The sequence below is a fragment of the Chloracidobacterium sp. genome (genome assembly GCA_025057975.1).
In the GTDB taxonomy this organism is placed as follows: Bacteria; Acidobacteriota; Blastocatellia; order Chloracidobacteriales; family Chloracidobacteriaceae; genus Chloracidobacterium.
Genome location: JANWUV010000013.1, coordinates 13,369 through 29,503, shown reverse-complemented (window position 1 = coordinate 29,503; position 16,135 = coordinate 13,369). Strand labels below are relative to the sequence as shown.

The 16,135-nt window shown below is 62.1% G+C and carries 12 protein-coding genes; 2 read left to right on the top strand and 10 right to left on the bottom strand.

Features of this window, described 5'->3' with window-relative positions:
* Positions 1-50: 50 nt before the first annotated feature.
* The gene (locus tag NZ585_11730) at positions 51-1,268 is read right to left on the bottom strand and encodes a type II secretion system F family protein (protein ID MCS7080698.1); all 1,218 of its coding nucleotides are present in this window, start codon (positions 1,266-1,268) and stop codon (positions 51-53) included.
* Positions 1,269-1,497: 229 nt separating this feature from the next.
* Here NZ585_11730 and NZ585_11725 point away from each other — a divergent pair, with 229 nt between their 5' ends.
* The gene (locus tag NZ585_11725; protein ID MCS7080697.1) at positions 1,498-2,469 is read left to right on the top strand and encodes an alpha/beta fold hydrolase; all 972 of its coding nucleotides are present in this window, start codon (positions 1,498-1,500) and stop codon (positions 2,467-2,469) included.
* 166 nt (positions 2,470-2,635) lie between these two features.
* Here the strand turns inward: NZ585_11725 and purD are convergent, their stop codons facing one another.
* The 8 genes from purD to NZ585_11685 all read right to left on the bottom strand — a co-directional run bounded on the left by purD (position 2,636) and on the right by NZ585_11685 (position 12,416).
* A complete protein-coding gene (gene purD / locus NZ585_11720; GenBank protein MCS7080696.1) occupies positions 2,636-3,919 on the bottom strand; it encodes a phosphoribosylamine--glycine ligase in 1,284 nt (427 codons plus the stop codon).
* A gap of 114 nt (positions 3,920-4,033) precedes the next feature.
* On the bottom strand, positions 4,034-7,744 hold the full coding sequence (gene mfd / locus NZ585_11715; protein MCS7080695.1) for a transcription-repair coupling factor: 3,711 nt from the start codon (positions 7,742-7,744) through the stop codon (positions 4,034-4,036).
* The gene (gene rfaE2 / locus NZ585_11710; GenBank protein MCS7080694.1) at positions 7,732-8,313 is read right to left on the bottom strand and encodes a D-glycero-beta-D-manno-heptose 1-phosphate adenylyltransferase; all 582 of its coding nucleotides are present in this window, start codon (positions 8,311-8,313) and stop codon (positions 7,732-7,734) included. Before rfaE2 ends, mfd begins: the two co-directional genes overlap by 13 nt.
* Positions 8,303-8,752: a ferritin-like domain-containing protein gene (locus NZ585_11705; GenBank protein ID MCS7080693.1), complete on the bottom strand. Its 450-nt coding sequence runs from the start codon at positions 8,750-8,752 to the stop codon at positions 8,303-8,305. Before NZ585_11705 ends, rfaE2 begins: the two co-directional genes overlap by 11 nt.
* A gap of 12 nt (positions 8,753-8,764) precedes the next feature.
* Positions 8,765-9,775, bottom strand: a complete 1,011-nt coding sequence (locus NZ585_11700; GenBank protein MCS7080692.1) for a stage II sporulation protein M — start codon at positions 9,773-9,775, stop codon at positions 8,765-8,767.
* Positions 9,776-9,793: 18 nt separating this feature from the next.
* Positions 9,794-10,321, bottom strand: coding sequence for an ATP-dependent protease subunit HslV (hslV, locus tag NZ585_11695; protein MCS7080691.1), 528 nt, complete (start codon positions 10,319-10,321; stop codon positions 9,794-9,796).
* A 145-nt stretch (positions 10,322-10,466) separates the two neighbouring features.
* Positions 10,467-11,624: a glycosyltransferase family 2 protein gene (locus NZ585_11690; GenBank protein ID MCS7080690.1), complete on the bottom strand. Its 1,158-nt coding sequence runs from the start codon at positions 11,622-11,624 to the stop codon at positions 10,467-10,469.
* A gap of 33 nt (positions 11,625-11,657) precedes the next feature.
* Entirely contained in the window at positions 11,658-12,416 is a 759-nt protein-coding gene (locus NZ585_11685; protein ID MCS7080689.1) for a patatin-like phospholipase family protein, read from the bottom strand.
* Positions 12,417-12,659: 243 nt separating this feature from the next.
* Between NZ585_11685 and NZ585_11680 the strand changes: the two genes are divergently transcribed.
* Positions 12,660-13,829 carry a radical SAM protein gene (locus NZ585_11680; GenBank protein MCS7080688.1) on the top strand — a complete coding sequence of 390 codons (1,170 nt, stop codon included), beginning with the start codon at positions 12,660-12,662 and terminating at the stop codon, positions 13,827-13,829.
* A 45-nt stretch (positions 13,830-13,874) separates the two neighbouring features.
* Here NZ585_11680 and NZ585_11675 read toward each other — a convergent pair whose 3' ends face one another.
* On the bottom strand, positions 13,875-16,100 hold the full coding sequence (locus NZ585_11675) for a PAS domain S-box protein (protein MCS7080687.1): 2,226 nt from the start codon (positions 16,098-16,100) through the stop codon (positions 13,875-13,877).
* Positions 16,101-16,135 lie beyond the last annotated feature (35 nt).

Sequence of the window (16,135 nt, the reverse complement as noted above, 5' to 3'; positions counted from 1 at the left end):
ATCGGCTTTCATTTCGAAAGACATGGTGGTTCAAAGACAAACTGCCAAGTTCAGTGTCGTGCGGCGCTTTCCGTCACAAAGCTCAGAATTGGCAAGTAAAGCGCCATAACCACAATCAGCACGATCGTCCCCATAAAGCCCAGCACGATCGGCTCAATCAGTGCCGTGAGTGAGGCGATTTTCACATCTAATTCGGCTTCATAAAACTGCGCCACTTCGTCCATCATCGTCGCCAATGACCCAGATTTCTCGCCGACGCCGATCATGTCAGTCGCCAGGGCTGGCATCCAACCAGCGCGTTCGAGCGTTTCCACAAGGGTTTGGCCTTCCTGAATGCCGCGCACCACGTCCGGCATCGTTCGGGCGATGCGCCGGTTGCCGATGACTTCGGCGGCGATGTCAAGCGATTCCAGCAAGGGCAGCCCACCGTTGAGCAAGGTCGCCGCGCTGCGGCAAAACCGCGCCGTCGTGGATTGCCGGATGATGTCGCCGACGACCGGCAACTTGAGCAGCAAGCCGTCCAGAATCTCACGTCCGCGCGGCGTACGTCGCCAGACAAAGAAGCCGACCATTGCAGCCGCCAATGTCGGCCCCAGCCACGCAATGTTGTTTTCGACCGTCTTCGACGCCGCGACGACGTACACCGTCACCAACGGTAGTTCACTGTTGGACGATTCGTACAGGGTGGCGAATCTGGGGATGACATAGGTGGTGAGCAGGAGGACAAGGGCGATGGACGCGATGATGAGGATGACCGGATATGTCAGTGTTTTGATGAGTTTGCGCCGAATTTCGGCGGTCGCCTTAGCGTGATTGACGTAGCGCGCCAAGACAGTGTCCAACTCGCCGGAGCGTTCACCGGCCAGCACCGACGCCGTCAGCAGCCGGGGAAACACGTCGGGGTGTTCGGCGTACGCCTCTGAGAGCGAGCCGCCGCGCGTGATGCGCCGTTCCACATCTTCCAAAACGGTTCGGAATGCGCCCGGCGGCTGACGGCGGATGAGGATGTTCAGCACTTGCAGCAGCGGTAGTCCAGCGCGCAGGAGGGTCGCCAACTGCTGATTGTAAAGAAGAAACGCCTGCGGGTTGACCTTGACGCCGCCGAACACGGATTGCCGTAGAGCGTGGCGCATCGAGCGTTCGATGGCGAAGACGCGAAAGCCCTCGCTTTGCAGGCGTCGGCGCAACTCGTCAACGCCCTCCGCTTCGACAATGCGTGTCACAACATCGCCGCTGGGCGTCCCTAATCGGCAGGTAAACTCAGGCATGGATCAAACAACACATACCAACCGAGTCGTCGGCTCACGACTATAGCACGCTATGCGCAAGGAAAGTTCCGAAGTTTTCTCCAGCAGGGTGGTCGAAGAACAACGCTCGAAAAGTCGCCGCCTTCCTCCACCCCTCCGTCTCACCACACTTGTCTTTCAGTTAGCGTACACGCAAAGATAGCAGTGGGTGGGCGGCGCAAAAACGCCCTGCGCAGCCGCCTTGAGGCCGATGCCGCCGACCGAAAACCAAACCCCACAACCTAGCTGGAAACGCTGGCTGCGCCGTGTCGGCATAGCGGCTATCGGCGTCGCCGCCGGCTACATTCTCGCCTCCGCCGCCATCGCCATCCCGCTTTCGACGCTTTTGGTTTCACCGCGGCCCAAACGCCGCCGTCATCTAGAGAGCATGCGTTTGCGGGACTACCTCTGGGCGAAGCGGATTTCGTACCGTGAGACGCAGTTTACTTCCTACGACGGGACAAAACTCACCGGCTGGTTTCTGGATCGCGGCTGGTGGCGACCGACCGTCGTCGGCCTGCACGGTGTTACCGGTAACCGGACAAGCCTGATTCGGTTCGGTGTCATCCTCTACACGGCTGGCTTTAATGTGTTTCTGTATGATGGACGGGCCCACGGGCACAGCGGCGGACGGTTTGTGACCTACGGCTACCACGAGGTACGGGATGTCAGCGCAGCGCTTGACCATATCTCGAAGAAGTTTCGCCTGCGCGATCAACGGTTCGGACTGGTGGGCATTTCAATGGGCGCGGCGATTGCCCTGCTAACGGCCGCCCGCGACCCGCGCGTTGCAGCGGTCTGGGCGGAAAGTCCGTTTTCTTCGTTGCAAAAGATCTCACGCGAGTACATCGCCGATTTGTTGCCCGTTCCCGCAACGGCGCTAGCGCCGACGACTTGGTTGGCGGAACTCATCGCCAACTATCGCGGCAATTTTTCAGTCGCTGATGTCAACCCGCTGGCCGTCGCCGCTAAAATCACCTGTCCGGTACAGCTTGTCCATGGCTTGGCCGACGACTTTGTACGCCCACACCACTCCCAGGCGATCTTTGAGGCGCTAGTCAATGCCAAGGAAAAGGACCTTTGGCTGATCGAGCGTGCGACGCACGCGCGATGCTACCGCGCCGCAATTCGGGAGCACCACATCCGCCTACCGGAATTTTTCCGCCGTCACCTTGGACGATAAGGCTGCACCGGCTCCGGCGCTTGACAACCCAGGTCCTGACAGGGACAAGGCCCAGCGAGGACGGCGCAGAGGGCAACGTCGCCAGTCGCCGGCCTGAGTTCACCGGCGGTTTACTATGTTCCTCAATCGCCGTCTTCCGAGTGCAAGCCTCACCAATTGCGTGCTTTCAAGCCGCCGGCTGTGGGGCGGCGATGTCCGTACGGTACTGCTTCCCTTGAAAAGTAATCTCCGCCGCCGCCGCGTAGGCGCGCTGCCGCGCCTGCGCCAGCGTGTCCCCCAATGCTGTAACGCCAAGAACGCGCCCGCCGTTTGTTACCAGTTGTCCGGCCTCGTCGCGCTTTGTTCCGGCGTGAAAGAGCAAAACGCCAGGGTGCAGTTCGGCCTTTTCGACGCCGGAGATGACGTGCCCAGTTGCACTGGTTTCGGGATAGCCTTCTGAAGCCAATACGACGCAAACCGCCGCCTCATCCGACCACTTGAGTTCCAACGTGTCGAGTGTCCCATCGGCGATCGCCGACAGGACATCCACAAAGGATGTTTTCAGACGCGGGAGAATGACCTGCGCCTCGGGATCACCCAGCCGAGCGTTGTATTCCAAGACCTTCGGCCCCTGTTCGGTCAGCATCAACCCAACGTAAAGTACCCCTTTGAAGGTCATTCCCTCCGACTGTAGCCCCGTCAGCGTCGGCTGGACGATCTGGCGCAAAATTTTTCGTTGCAGGCCGGGGTCCAGTAAATCTGGGCTGGAATACGCGCCCATCCCACCGGTGTTTGGCCCTACGTCGCCGTCGCCTAAACGCTTGTAATCGCGCGCTGGCGCTAGCGGCGTCATGGTCTTGCCATCCGTGAGCACCAGAAACGAGGTTTCCACACCCGTCAGGCATTCTTCTAAGACAATGCGCCGTCCGGCTTCACCTAGTTTGCGTTCCACTAGCAGGTCGTGAATGACCGCCAGCGCCTGTTCCCGGTCTCCGGCAATAAACACGCCCTTGCCGCCTGCCAAGCCGTCGGCTTTGACCACCACTGGAAAACCGTCGAGCAGGTTGGAGTCAAAAATGTCCTCCGCCTCTTCCACCGTTTCGCACACGGCGAAGGTCGCCGTCGGAATGTGATGACGTGACATGAACTCCTTAGCAAAGACCTTGCTGCCTTCCAGCGCCGCAGCTGCCCGCGACGGCCCGACAAAACGCAACCCCAACCGCGTGAAGGCGTCGGCTACACCCATGACCAACGGCTGTTCGGGGCCGCACACCGTCAGGTTCACGCCAAGCTCTTTGGCGACCGCCGCCAGCTTGTCGGGTTTTTTCAAATCCAGATCAAGGCAGGTCGCCATCCGCGCGATGCCGGCGTTCCCCGGAACGCAATAGACCTGCTCCACGCGCGCTGATTGAAGGATTTTCCAGACCATAGCGGATTCGCGTCCGCCACCGCCTAAGACAAGAACTTTCATACACGCACCATCCGGCGGCGTATCGCCTCGTGGGGTAACCGGTCGCCGGAGTCGGCGATCCGAGTCGGAAGGAGTTGATGGCTCATACGTGCGTTGTCCGCTTAGGCATTCAGGTCAATGTTCATGCCGGAATCTAGGGCAAGTTTCATCAGACGGCGAGGCCGCGTTTGGCGGCGGCGTCAGTTGCGCCAGTAGCCGATGAATCGCGGCGAAGAGCGCCTCCGGTTCAGTCTCAGCCAACGGCAGCCGCAATGTCTGCGCGCCTGTTAGCCGCGCGCCGGGCGTTTCCGCTACCAACTGGGTCAGCACCGCCACATCTATGCGCGGCTTGTCGGTGAACTTAAGGCTGAGCGTACTCCCGTCCCAGTCAATCGACAAGACGCCCAACGCCGCCGCTGCGCGCCGTAGGCGCGTGTAGCCGAAGAGCGCCAAGACCTGCGGTGGACGCGGGCCGTAACGGTCATCGAGTTCCTGTCCCAACGCCTCTAACGCCGCTTCGTCGGCGGCGGATGCAATCCGCTTGTAGGTTCGCAGCCGCTGCCCAACATCACTGATGTAATCCTCCGGCAGCCGGATATCCATCCGTAGGTTGACGCTGGTCTGGATGTCGTCTTCGATGGGCAAGCCACGCAGCTCGCGGACGGTTTCCTCCAGCAAACGGCAGTAGAGATCAAAGCCGATGCTGTCCAAGTGTCCCGACTGTTGCCCGCCCAGCAGGTTGCCTGCGCCGCGCAGTTCTAAATCGAGCGCCGCAATGCGAAAACCCGACCCTAGATCGGAAAACTCCCGAATCGCAGCCAATCGCTGCCGGGCGACGCTCGACAGCTCGGCCTCCGGCGGAATAAGCAGGTAGGCGAACGCGCGCCGGTTCGACCGCCCAACGCGCCCGCGCAACTGGTAAAGCTGCGCTAGTCCGTAGTGGTCGGCGTGGTTGATAATGATGGTGTTGGCTAGTGGAATATCAATGCCGTTTTCGATAATCGTCGTTGAGACAAGTACGTCCAGTTCGTGGTTGACGAAGCGCATCATGACCGCTTCGAGGTCTTTTTCGCTCATCTGTCCGTGGCCGACGCCGATGCGCGCCTGCGGAACAAGCCGCTGCACCAGTTCGGCGATGGTGTAAATGCTTTCGACCCGGTTGTGAACGAAAAACACCTGCCCGCCCCGCGCCAGTTCGGTTTCTAGTGCGCTGCGGATGACATTTTCGGAAAACTGCGCCACGACCGTATGGATAGGCAATCGGTCGCGCGGCGGCGTTTCAATCACCGACATGTCGCGCAGTCCAGCAAGGGCCAGATTGAGCGTCCGGGGGATGGGCGTCGCTGACAGCGTCAGGACATCCACCTTCCGTCGGAGTTGCTTGAGTTTTTCTTTGTGCGCAACGCCGAACCGCTGTTCCTCGTCAATGATGACAAGGCCCAAGTTTTTGAACGTTACGTCCTTCGACAGTAGTCGGTGTGTTCCGATGAGGATGTCCACCTCGCCGCGCGCCGTTCGCTCCAACACGTCTTTGATTTCCTTTGCCGTCCGAAAACGGGACGCCATCTCAATCGTTACTGGAAACGAGGCGAAACGTTCACGAAACGTCTTAGCATGCTGGAAGGCCAGCACCGTCGTCGGCGCAAGGACGGCGACCTGCCGATTTTCCATCACGACCTTGAACGCCGCCCGCATCGCCACTTCGGTCTTACCGAAACCAACGTCGCCGCACAACAGGCGATCCATCGGCGTCGGGGATTCCAGATCGCGCTTGATGTCGGCCAGCGCCGTCGCCTGGTCGGGGGTGAGTTCATAAGGGAAAGCGTCCTCAAACTCCTGCTGCCACGGTGTATCAGGGCCGCAGGGGATACCCTGCACCAGTTGCCGCTCGGCGTATAGCCGGAGCAACTCCTCAGTCATGTCGCGCATGGCGCGCTTGGCGCGAGCCTTGGTTTTCGCCCACGCTGCGCCACCCAGTTTATCAAGGCGCGGCGGACTGGCTTCCGCGCTCGCAAACTTTTGCACGAGATCAAGCCGCTCAACCGGGACAGACAGCGTTTGCCGGTCGGCGTACTCGATGACCATCACCTCGCAAGGTGGCGTCCGGTGATCCACCTGCACCTGCTGAAGTCCTAGAAACCGTCCAATGCCGTGATTGACGTGAACGACAAAGTCGCCGACTTTTAGGTCACGGAAGTCTGACAGAAAGCTGCTGATGGAGACCTTGCGTTTCCCGCCGCCGACGGGCGTAAGGCGCACTTCCTCCACCGACGGTGCTTCGTCGAACAACTCGCGCTCGACAATGAACGCCAGCTGCGCGGCCGGGAAGCGGAATCCGTTGAGCAAACCACCTACCGTCACAAAGCAACTGGCGCGGGTTGTTTCAGAAACCGCTTGGCGCAACGTGGGCAGGTCGGGGTAAAAGCCCGCTGCAATGTCGTACTCGCGCAGAATATCGCGGACGCGCTCGGCGACACCCAGCGAGGGCATCACAAACAGCGTCGTCACCCCGCGTCGCCGCAGTTCACGCAGCTCTGCGACCAACTGCGACAGGCGGCCGTGAAACCGCCGCATGGACGGCGTAGACAGCTCAACTTCAACGTGGCTCTTGGACGGTGGAAACAGGAAAAGCGGCGCAGAAGACGCCGGGACGCCGTTGGCGGCTGCGCCACACACATCTAGTTCGCCGATGAATCCGGCGTCCGTCTGGTCGGCCGTCACACCCAGCGACCGCAGTTCAAGGCGCGGGCGGGTCGCCAACGCCGTTCGGAGGGCGGCGGCGTCCAGCACGAAGTGTTCCGGCGGCAGCACCAGTTCGCCACCCTCGTCGGCGGCTGAAAACTGCTCGTGCAGCCGCCGGAGGTAACTTTCCAGCGTCCGCTCCACCGCCGTCGGTTCATCCACCACGAACCGCGCCGCGCCGAGGTAGTCAAAGAGGCTACCAGTCAGCGGATGCGCCAGCGGCAGCAGCGTTTCCCAGCCCTCAAACAGTTCCCCGCGCTCGGCCAGTGCAAGACGCGGGCGCAATTCGTCAGCGAAGCGGGCGTCCGTCCAGTGTTCACGGGCGCGCGCCGCCCAGGCACGGAGTCCCTCCGGCAGCGTGGTGAACTCGCGCAACGGGAGGACGCGGCAGCTTGCGCGCCGGCCGACCGAACGCTGGGTTTCGATGTCGAATTCCCGGATAGATTCGAGCGTGTCGCCAAAGAACTCCAACCGCACCGGGTTGTCATGCGCCGGCGAGTAGATGTCCAGAATGCCGCCCCGCAAGCTGTACTCGCCCAGCGCCGTCACCGGCTCGCGCCGGACGTAGCCGGTTCCGGCCAGCAGCTTGAGCAGCTCGTCAAGCGGGTACTCTTCACCCACGTCCAACGTGACGCTGCCGACGGTCAAGGTACGCGGCGGCGGCAGTTTTTCCACCAGCGCCCGCGCCGGAATCAGCGTCACGCGGCCGTCGCCTTCGAGCAGGCGCGTCAGGCACAGGGCGCGGGCTTCAAGTACGTCGGGATGGGGCGGCGTTGCGCAGTACGGGCCGCCTTCCACGACCGGGAAGACCTGAACGCCGTCGTTCGCCTGCGCCTCCAAACCCAGCGTTAGACGGACAAAGTAGCGGACATCCGCCTCAAGGCGCTCGACATCCTGGGGCGTCGGGACGACAAACGCCACTGGCTGCCCCGTCACGGCGTGCAGCAACGCCGGTATGAGCGCGCGGGCGCTGCCCGTCACACCGGAGATGACGCCGACGGCTTCCACCGACCGGAGTTGTTGAAACAGGCGTGCGCCTTCAGGAGAACGGGCTAAATCACCGAACGGCGGCGGAAAAACGAGTTGCGACGTTACGGTTGACACGGCAGATTTGGCGTTGCGGCCGGCATGGCGGCGGCGCGGGTGAGAATGCGCCGAATGATATCGGTGGTCGAAACGCCCGGCACGAACGGCAGCGAATATACCGCACCGCCGTGAGCTTCCACCACCTCGCGCCCGACGATGCGCTCCACCGGCCAATCGCCGCCCTTGACAAGCACATCCGGCAGCAGGCTTTCGATGACGGCCAGCGGCGTCGGGGCGTCGAAAACCGTCACGGCGTCCACCATGGCGAGCGCAGCTAGGACTTGGCAGCGTTCGTCCTGTGTCAGGATAGGCCGGGTCGGGCCTTTGAGTTCACGGATGGAACGGTCGCTGTTGAGCGCCACGATGAGGACATCGCCCAACCGCCGCGCTTGGCGCAGATAGGCGATGTGGCCCGGATGCAGTAAGTCGAAGCAACCGTTGGTGAAGACGACACGCCGCCGGGCCTCACGCCAGGCGGCGCGCTGCGCAACCAAGCGCGGCAAATCGTAGAGCTTGTCCGCCTCCGGCGGCCGGTCGGCGTCAGTCGCCGGCGCGGCCGCCGTCCGGCAACCGTGGTCACTGACCATAATCGCGCAGCATCTTCTTGAGTTCGATGCAGTGCAGTTCTTCCTGCCCAATCATGGTGCGGGCGAATTCTTCGATGTACACACTGCGGTCGGCGACGGCGGCCAAGAGCTTCTTGTAAAGATCAAGCGCCCGGCGCTCATGCGCCAAGCTTTCTTCCAGAATGTCGCGGACGCTGTGCCGGTGCGTTTCTTCAATGGCGGCGATGCGCAGGCTGGGGTGACCGTCCAGACCGGTCAGGATTTCGCCCACCTGCTGGGCATGCGCCAGCGACTCGGCGGCCTGCTTTTTGAAGAATTCCACGATGGGGATGCGGTTCGGCCCCGTCACCATCAGGGCAAAGTGCGTGTAGCACACCACGCCGGCCAGCTCGCACTCCATAATTTCGGCAAGCAGCGCCGTGGTTTGCTCAACGTCAATGTCCTCAAGAATCTGCTTCATAAGCTTTGTCCTCTACAAGCGTCCGTTCAAAGCGGCGGCCGACGGCGAGGGTTGGTCGGCGGGTTGTGAAGCCGGCGGCGATGTTCCGGCTGCGCCAAGATAAATCACCAGAAACGCCGCGCAAAGCACGGCTACCGACGCCTTATAGACGCCTGGCGTTTCCGCCGGCGACAGGAAAGCCTCAATCACGCCGGCGACCACCAGCAATGGAAAACATAGCGAGAGTAGTTTGACAGCGGCGATCCCGCGTTCCAGCAATGCCTCGCCGCGCGTCCGGTCGCCGGGCGCAATGAGCGCGCCACCCATTAAAAAGCCCGCCCCGCCGGCGATAAAGATCGCTGTCAACTCGAAGACGCCGTGCGCGCATACAAACACGAGCAGCGGCGTAAAGCTGTATTTCACCGCCAGCGCCAGAATCCCGCCGATGTGCATGCCATTGACCGCCAGAATGTAAAACGTGCCGAGGCCGGCGAAGATCCCCAGCGCGAACGCGCCCATCGCCACGCGCAGGTTGTTCGTCATGATGAGCGAAGCGACGAGTTGATTTTCGCCGTTGATGTCGGCCGTCCAGTTCCGCCCGCGCTTGATTTCTTCGAGCGCGCCGGAGAGTCCAATGACCGACGCAAATGCCTCGTCGTAGCAGACGAACAAGCCGCCGAAGAGCGCAAACCCGGCGAACACCAGAAACGACGCGAACACATAGCCCCGGTACGTCCGAAAGAGCGCCGGCGCGTCGTAGCGGTAAAAGCGCCACAGTTTGCGCCAACCGCCGCTCTCCGTGCGGTAGATCGCTCCATGCGCGCGCACCGCCAGATGGTTGAGATAGTTGATCAACTGGGCGTCGCGCACTTCGTGGCGGGCGACCGCCAGATCGGCGGCGGCGCGCTGATAGAGCCGGCCGAACTCGCGGACTTCCTCGCGGCGCAGGCGGCGCAACCCGCCCCGGCCGACGGCGGCGAGCAGCGCCTCCAGCCGTTGCCAGTCGGCCTTGCGTCGTTCAATGAAGTCGTGTTCCCGGGCCATGATGGTTGCGCGCCGAGGTCAGCCGAGTTCTTCGTACACGATGACGTCGTTAGTATAGATGCAAATCCGCGCGGCGATTTTCATCGCCTCTTCGGCGACTTGGCGGGCGGAGAACGTGGTGTGCGCCAACAGGGCGCGCGCGGCAGCTTCGGCGTAGGGGCCGCCTGACCCAATCGCCATGCATTCGGTGTCCGGCTCAATGACATCGCCCGTACCCGACAACAGCAACGTCACCTTTTCATCCGCCACGAGCAGCAGAGCTTCGAGGTGGCGCAGCATGCGGTCGGTGCGCCAGTCTTTGGCGAGTTCAACGGCCGCCCGCTGAAGCTGTCCGTGGTACTGGTCAAGTTTGGCCTCAAAGCGGGTGAAGAGCGAGAAAGCGTCCGCCGTGGCGCCGGCGAACCCGGCAAGGATTTTGTCGTTGTACAGGCGGCGAATCTTGCGGGCGTTGCCCTTGACGACGTTCGCGCCCATGGTCACTTGGCCGTCGGCCGCCATCACGACCTTGCCTTCGCGGCGTACCGCAAGGACGGTCGTACTCCGAATCTGCGGGTGAGTGTCAATCCGGCGCGGACGAATCACGGACGGCGTGCGTGAAGAAGACGGGAATCAAAGTTACCAAGTCGTCTGTAGCACAGGGTGGCGTTTGGCGCAAACACCGGCGGGGCGCGGCGCTGCTTGTGGCCGCCGCCTACACCCGATTGGCTTTGAGTTCCGCCAGTGGGTAATGCGTCCCGCGCCACGTAATCCCCCGCCTCACCAGCGTCCGCAGCACGGCGTTCCAGACAATGAAGATCAGTAACACCACTGTGACGGGGAACAGCGGAACGTGCCGCCACTTGACGCCGTGCCGCAGCGAGTTGTCGGCGTACAGCACCAACCCCAGCGCCGCGTTCAGGAGGTTGAGCCACCAGAGCCAACCAGTGGTCAACGCTAAGGCGAGGTAGGGCCACACAAACAAAACAAACAACGTGAGCGGGCCGACCGCCGCCAGAGCCAAGTTGTAGTCCATCCCGGCGAAGGCGTTTTTTTCTAGCCCGCGAATTAGTTCACCCACCGAGCGATACCACACCACCGACAGCAGGTGTTTTCCCGCAACCAACTCCTGCCGTCCGCCGGCGCGCTTGATGATTTTGCCGAGCTTGATGTCGTCGTCCGGGCGCATACGGATGGCGGCGTGCGTCCCGGCGCGTTCATAAGCGGCGCGGCGTACAAGATTGAAAGCGCCAACGCCGACAAAAGCTGGACTGCGTGGATCGCGCGCCCGCCACGGACGAATGAACATCGCAAAACACATGGTGAACGTGCCAAGGAACGCCGTCAGCAATGCGCCCGGCATATGCACTTCGGGTCCCATCGCCAGATGGTCGAGCCGCTCCGCCACGGCGAACGCCGTCGCGCGCCGCACGGCGCTGGGATGCATTACGATGTCGGCGTCGGTAAACAGCAAAAACTCACCCTGCGCCGCCTGCGCCCCGATCCAGTGCGCATGATTTTTCCCCAGCCAACCCGGTGGCAGTTCGGGGACGGTAATGACCTTGAGGGACGGATATTCCTGCTGAAGCCGCGCCAGAACATCACTAGTGGCGTCCGTTGAGCGGTCGTTGACGACGATGATTTCAAGCGCCGGATGGTCTTGCGCCGCCAATGACCGCAACGCTGGTTCGATGGTGTCGGCTTCGTTGCGGGCAGCGACAATGACGCTCACAAAAACGTCCGTGGACGCATCCGAGCCGACCGCATCAACTAGGAAGCGAATCGCCCGATTGCCCCGTCCCAAGGCGACTACGGAAACCGCCAACGCAACAGCGGTCAGCGCCGCCACAGACTGGAACAAGGTTTCGAGCATCGGCGAACCACCATGCGGATGAGCGCCGCGTCTTCAGGCGCTGCGCCGAAGGCAAAGGTCAAGCACGCGATCAAGGGCTGCGCAGGCGGCGGCTTCACCGGCGGCAACCACCGCCTCTAGACCGCGCTCCGTCGGCAGCATCCCGGCGAGTGGAATCGCCGGGGCGATGAGCACGTCGGCGGCGTCCAGCGCGCAGCGGTAATGGTCGGGGAAAAACCGACGCACCGCCGGGTTCGTCGGCTCCACGCCGACGGCACGCAGGACGGAAGAAACACCCAGCACATCGGAAGCCACGACCAAGGTCGCCCCCATCTCACGGACCGGCGCGGAGGGCAACGGACAAGCGATGCCGCCGTCCAGTAAGGTCAGCCCGTTGCGGACGACAGGACGCCGCACACCCGGCAGGGCGCAGCTGGCGCTGATCGCGCTGGGTAGGTCGCCCTCGTCGAGCAACACTAACCGGCGCGACGGCCACTCGCTGGCGATCGCGGCAAAGGGACGCTCCAGCTCGTCAAAAGCGGCGGGCAGGTATCGCATGCAGAAGCGTTCCAAACTCTCACCGTCAAACAACTCCGGCCAGAAGGTGGACGCCGCAATGTCGTACATCTCGCGCCACGACATCCCCGCTGCCAGCATAGCGCCGATGATGCTGCCGGCGCTGGTTCCGGCGATGAACGTCGGAACCAGCCCGTACACTTCCAGCGCCTTGACGACGCCGATGTGCGCCAGCCCGCGCGGGCCGCCGCCGCTTAGGGCCAGACCAAGACCGGAGGTGGTTGGAAAAGCGCGCATTGTCGCCTACCAAATCGCTTGGCGTTTCGGAAGCGCCGGTTTGATTGCCGGGGGAAAAGGCAAGGGTAATCGGTCTTGCGGCGGCGAACCAACCGAAGTCGCCGGACGACGTCGGTCAATCTCGGCAAGCACGCACGCGCTTCTCTTGCCGCGCCCAGCCAAAAGCAAGTACCTTCGACTCCCCGGCACGCTTGACCTGCCTACCACGGCTACGCTCCGACCTTTCTGCTGGAGACGGGTTCTATGTCATTTCTTGACCAGATGACCAAGGAGTTACTCAAACGCTACGGACGTCTTGCGCTGGGCCGACCGTTTGCGCCCGCTTTTCTCAACATCTTGGTTACGTCCGTTTGCGACATGCGCTGTGTCCACTGCTTTTTCACCGACGAACTGGATGACAAAGAGCGCAAGAAGTTGCAAATGAAGACGGAACACATCGTGCGCATCAGTGAGACATTGGGCGGTAACCTTTCCGTCCTTGTCATCGCTGGCGGCGAGCCGTTCACCCGCCTTGACCTGCCGGACATTGCGCGGGCGTTTTACAAGAACAACCGGCTGGAATCCATCTACCTGATGTCAAACGGGCAGATTCAGAAACGCATTCTGCCCGATGTGGAGCGCATCCTGACAGAGTGTCCCAACCTACATGTCACGGTAGCGCTGGGTATTGATGGCTTGGAAGCCGAACACGACAAGATTCGCCAAAAGCCGGGCAGCTGGGCGCGCGCAATTGATACGGCGCGCCAACTTCAGAAGCTCAAAAAACACTTTGGGCGGCTGGACGTTCAAACCTGCACTTGTGTCATGAACTCCAACCAAGACCGGCTGTTCGAGTGGTACGAATTTCTCAAAAACGACCTCAAGCCGGACAAAATCAACGTCAACTACATCCGTCCGCCGGCCGCACGCCCGGAGGAACTCAACATTGACTTGGAGCGTTACCGGCGGCTGTCCGAGATGATTCTGGAGGATTCGCGGAGCGGTCGCGCCAAAAACGTTTACAGCGGCCCGAACGGCGCCTTCAAGGCGGCGGTGGACATCTACATGCACGAACTCATCGCCAAGACGCAGGAAGAGCAGAAGGCCCAACTACGGTGCTTCGCCGGGACGGCCGGCGGCGTCATTTACGATGAGGGAACGGTGTCGAGCTGTGAAAACCTACCGCCCATCGGCAACCTGCGCGACTACGACTGGAATTTTTCGGCGTTGTGGTATTCCGAAGCGATGAACCTGCGCCGGGCGCGCGTCAAGGATGGGTGTTTCTGTACACACGAAAGCAACTGCTATTACCCGTCGCTGGCGTTCAACCCCAAACATCTGGTCAAGATCAAACGGTTGGAGCGCGAGATTATCGCTGCGCGTAAGCGGGTTGAGGCGCTGGAAGCTGGAACGGCCGTCGCCGCCGCTTCATAGATGTTCGCGGGAGGGCGCATGCCCCGCCCTCCTGCGATGCCAGCTTTAATCGAATAGCGTCTGCACCGCCCTACGTAACTGCTTCACTGAAAATGGTTTTGTCAGCCGCTCAAGGCGGGTGGAAGGTGGCAGTGTCGGAACTGCGCCTGCCGTGGGTAGGCCGCTGATAAGCAAAAACCGCTCACACAAGCCGCGTTCGGCCAGCTCGGCGATGAGTTGTCCGCCGCTGACATGGGGCAGTGAGAAGTCGGAAGCCACTAAAGTCAGCGGCTTCCCAAGGTTCATCGCAAACGGCAATGCCTGTGCGCCGTCATGCAGTTGGTGAACGTGCGCAAAGCCCATCACCGACAGATGCTCCGCCAGTAAAGCGCACAGCGCCGGCTCGTCTTCAATAACTACGGCCGTTGCGTCCGCCGGCAAGGACAACGGTGACGCTCTGAACTCCCCGGAGAACTCTTCGGCGCGCGCCGCGCCGCCGGTTGCAACCGGGAAAAACAGTGTGATGGTTGTGCCGACGCCCGGCGCGGAGTCCACCGTGATGAAGCCTTGGCTTTCCGCTACGAAGCCGTACACCGTCGCCAGCCCCAAGCCCGTGCCATACCCAACTTCCTTCGTCGTGAAAAACGGCTCAAAGATGCGGCGCTGCGTCTCGGCGTCCATGCCGACGCCGGTATCTTCGACAGCGACCGTGATGTAGTCGCCCGGCGACGGCATGTGGGCGAACACGACGCGGGCAGACATTTGACTGATGACATCTTCGCTGATGAAGCGCTTTCCCAGCGTCACCGTAAGCTGTCCGCCATGGGGCATGGCGTCGCGGGCATTGATGATGAGGTTGAGCACTGCCTGCGAGAACTGGCCGGCGTCGAGATAGGCGCAGAGCGCCTTGGTTTCGGCTTCCGGCGACTGCACACACAGTCCGGTAAACTCAATCTCGGCCGGCAGGAGTTGGCGCACCATGTCCAGCGTTTCGTCAAGCACGCGGTGAACATTGAGCATTTCCGGCCGAGTTTCGCGTTGCCGCGCGAACGCCCCCAGTTCCTGCACCAGTGCCGTGCCGCGTTTCGCCGCCTGCAACAGTTTGTCCATGCGCCGCCGAGTTGCAGGCGAGTCCCCGACATCGCGGCGCACGATTTCGCCGTAGCCCTGAATGATCGCCAAGACGTTGTTGAAGTTGTGGGCGATGCCGGCCGCCAACTGCCCGACGGCCTCCATTTTTGAGCGTTGCCGCTGCCGGGCTTCGGCGCGGCGACGTTCGGTGATGTCGCGCTGCACCGCCACCCAGTGCGTCACCCAGCCGTCGGGGCGCGCCACCGGCGTAATCGCCAACTCCGCCCAAAACTCGCTACCGTCTTTCCGGTAGTTGAGGATGTCCAACGTAATCGGTCGCCAGTTCCGCAGCGCCTCACGGATGCGGGCGCGGGCTTCCGGGGAGGTGCCGGGTCCCTGAAGGATACGCGGCGTTTTTCCAATGACTTCTTCTCGCGTGTAGCCGGTCATCCGCTCAAAGGCTCGGTTGACGTACACGATGCGCGGCCCTGGTGGGTCAATCGGTTCCGGCTCCGTCACCAGCACTATGTCGTTGATGTGATCCAAAATAGCGCCGAGCAGGCGAATTTCCTCTTCCCTCTCCACTTCGGCGTTGATGTCCCGCGAGACCAGAAATACGTTGGTGACGCGCCCGTTGGCGTCCCGCCGGGCGACGGCGCGGCAATGTCGCCACTGCGGGCTGCAACCGGGCGGTGTGAAGCGATACCGCAGCTCGCGCGCCTGACCGTCGGCGGCCACCTTCATCAGCATTTCATGGACGTAGGCGCGGTCGTCCGGGTGGACGAACCGCTCGATGGCTTCCGGCGGCGTGACCGGCGTGTCACGTACGTCAACGCCCATGCGTGCAAGGGATTGCGCTGACAGGCAGAGGCGTTGGTCGGCGACATTGTACGTCCAAGTCGCCAGCCCGGTGGATTGGCAGAGGTCTTCAAAGTTGCGTTTGAGCGCGGCGTGACGCGCGTCGTAGGCTTGGAAAACCCGCGTGAGAAACTCGGCGCTGCGGGACTCCAGCGCGCCGGCGTCGGCCGCCGCAGCCGAACGTTCACGCACCAACCGGTGGTGGCAGCGAATGATGTCGGCCGCCGCCGGCCAAGCGTCGGCTTGCAGGTTGGCGAAGGGGACGAGCGTGTCTTCACCTCGCAGGTAGGCGTCCAGTGCGGCCGTGTAGGCCGCTTCCTGTTCAGGCGTCATCCGGCGGTTGTCATCTGGGGGGGGGGACATAGCCTTTCATTGTTATGCAGAAGGGCGCGGCGGAC

Coding starts and splice junctions, on each gene's coding strand:
- NZ585_11700 (MCS7080692.1), bottom strand. CDS start 9,775: ATGGCCCGGGAACACGACTTCATTGAACGACGCAAGGCCGACTGGCAA.
- NZ585_11680 (MCS7080688.1), top strand. CDS start 12,660: ATGTCATTTCTTGACCAGATGACCAAGGAGTTACTCAAACGCTACGGA.
- NZ585_11690 (MCS7080690.1), bottom strand. CDS start 11,624: ATGCTCGAAACCTTGTTCCAGTCTGTGGCGGCGCTGACCGCTGTTGCG.
- NZ585_11675 (MCS7080687.1), bottom strand. CDS start 16,100: ATGTCCCCCCCCCCAGATGACAACCGCCGGATGACGCCTGAACAGGAA.
- NZ585_11730 (MCS7080698.1), bottom strand. CDS start 1,268: ATGCCTGAGTTTACCTGCCGATTAGGGACGCCCAGCGGCGATGTTGTG.
- purD (MCS7080696.1), bottom strand. CDS start 3,919: ATGAAAGTTCTTGTCTTAGGCGGTGGCGGACGCGAATCCGCTATGGTC.
- NZ585_11685 (MCS7080689.1), bottom strand. CDS start 12,416: ATGCGCGCTTTTCCAACCACCTCCGGTCTTGGTCTGGCCCTAAGCGGC.
- rfaE2 (MCS7080694.1), bottom strand. CDS start 8,313: ATGGTCAGTGACCACGGTTGCCGGACGGCGGCCGCGCCGGCGACTGAC.
- NZ585_11705 (MCS7080693.1), bottom strand. CDS start 8,752: ATGAAGCAGATTCTTGAGGACATTGACGTTGAGCAAACCACGGCGCTG.
- NZ585_11725 (MCS7080697.1), top strand. CDS start 1,498: ATGCCGCCGACCGAAAACCAAACCCCACAACCTAGCTGGAAACGCTGG.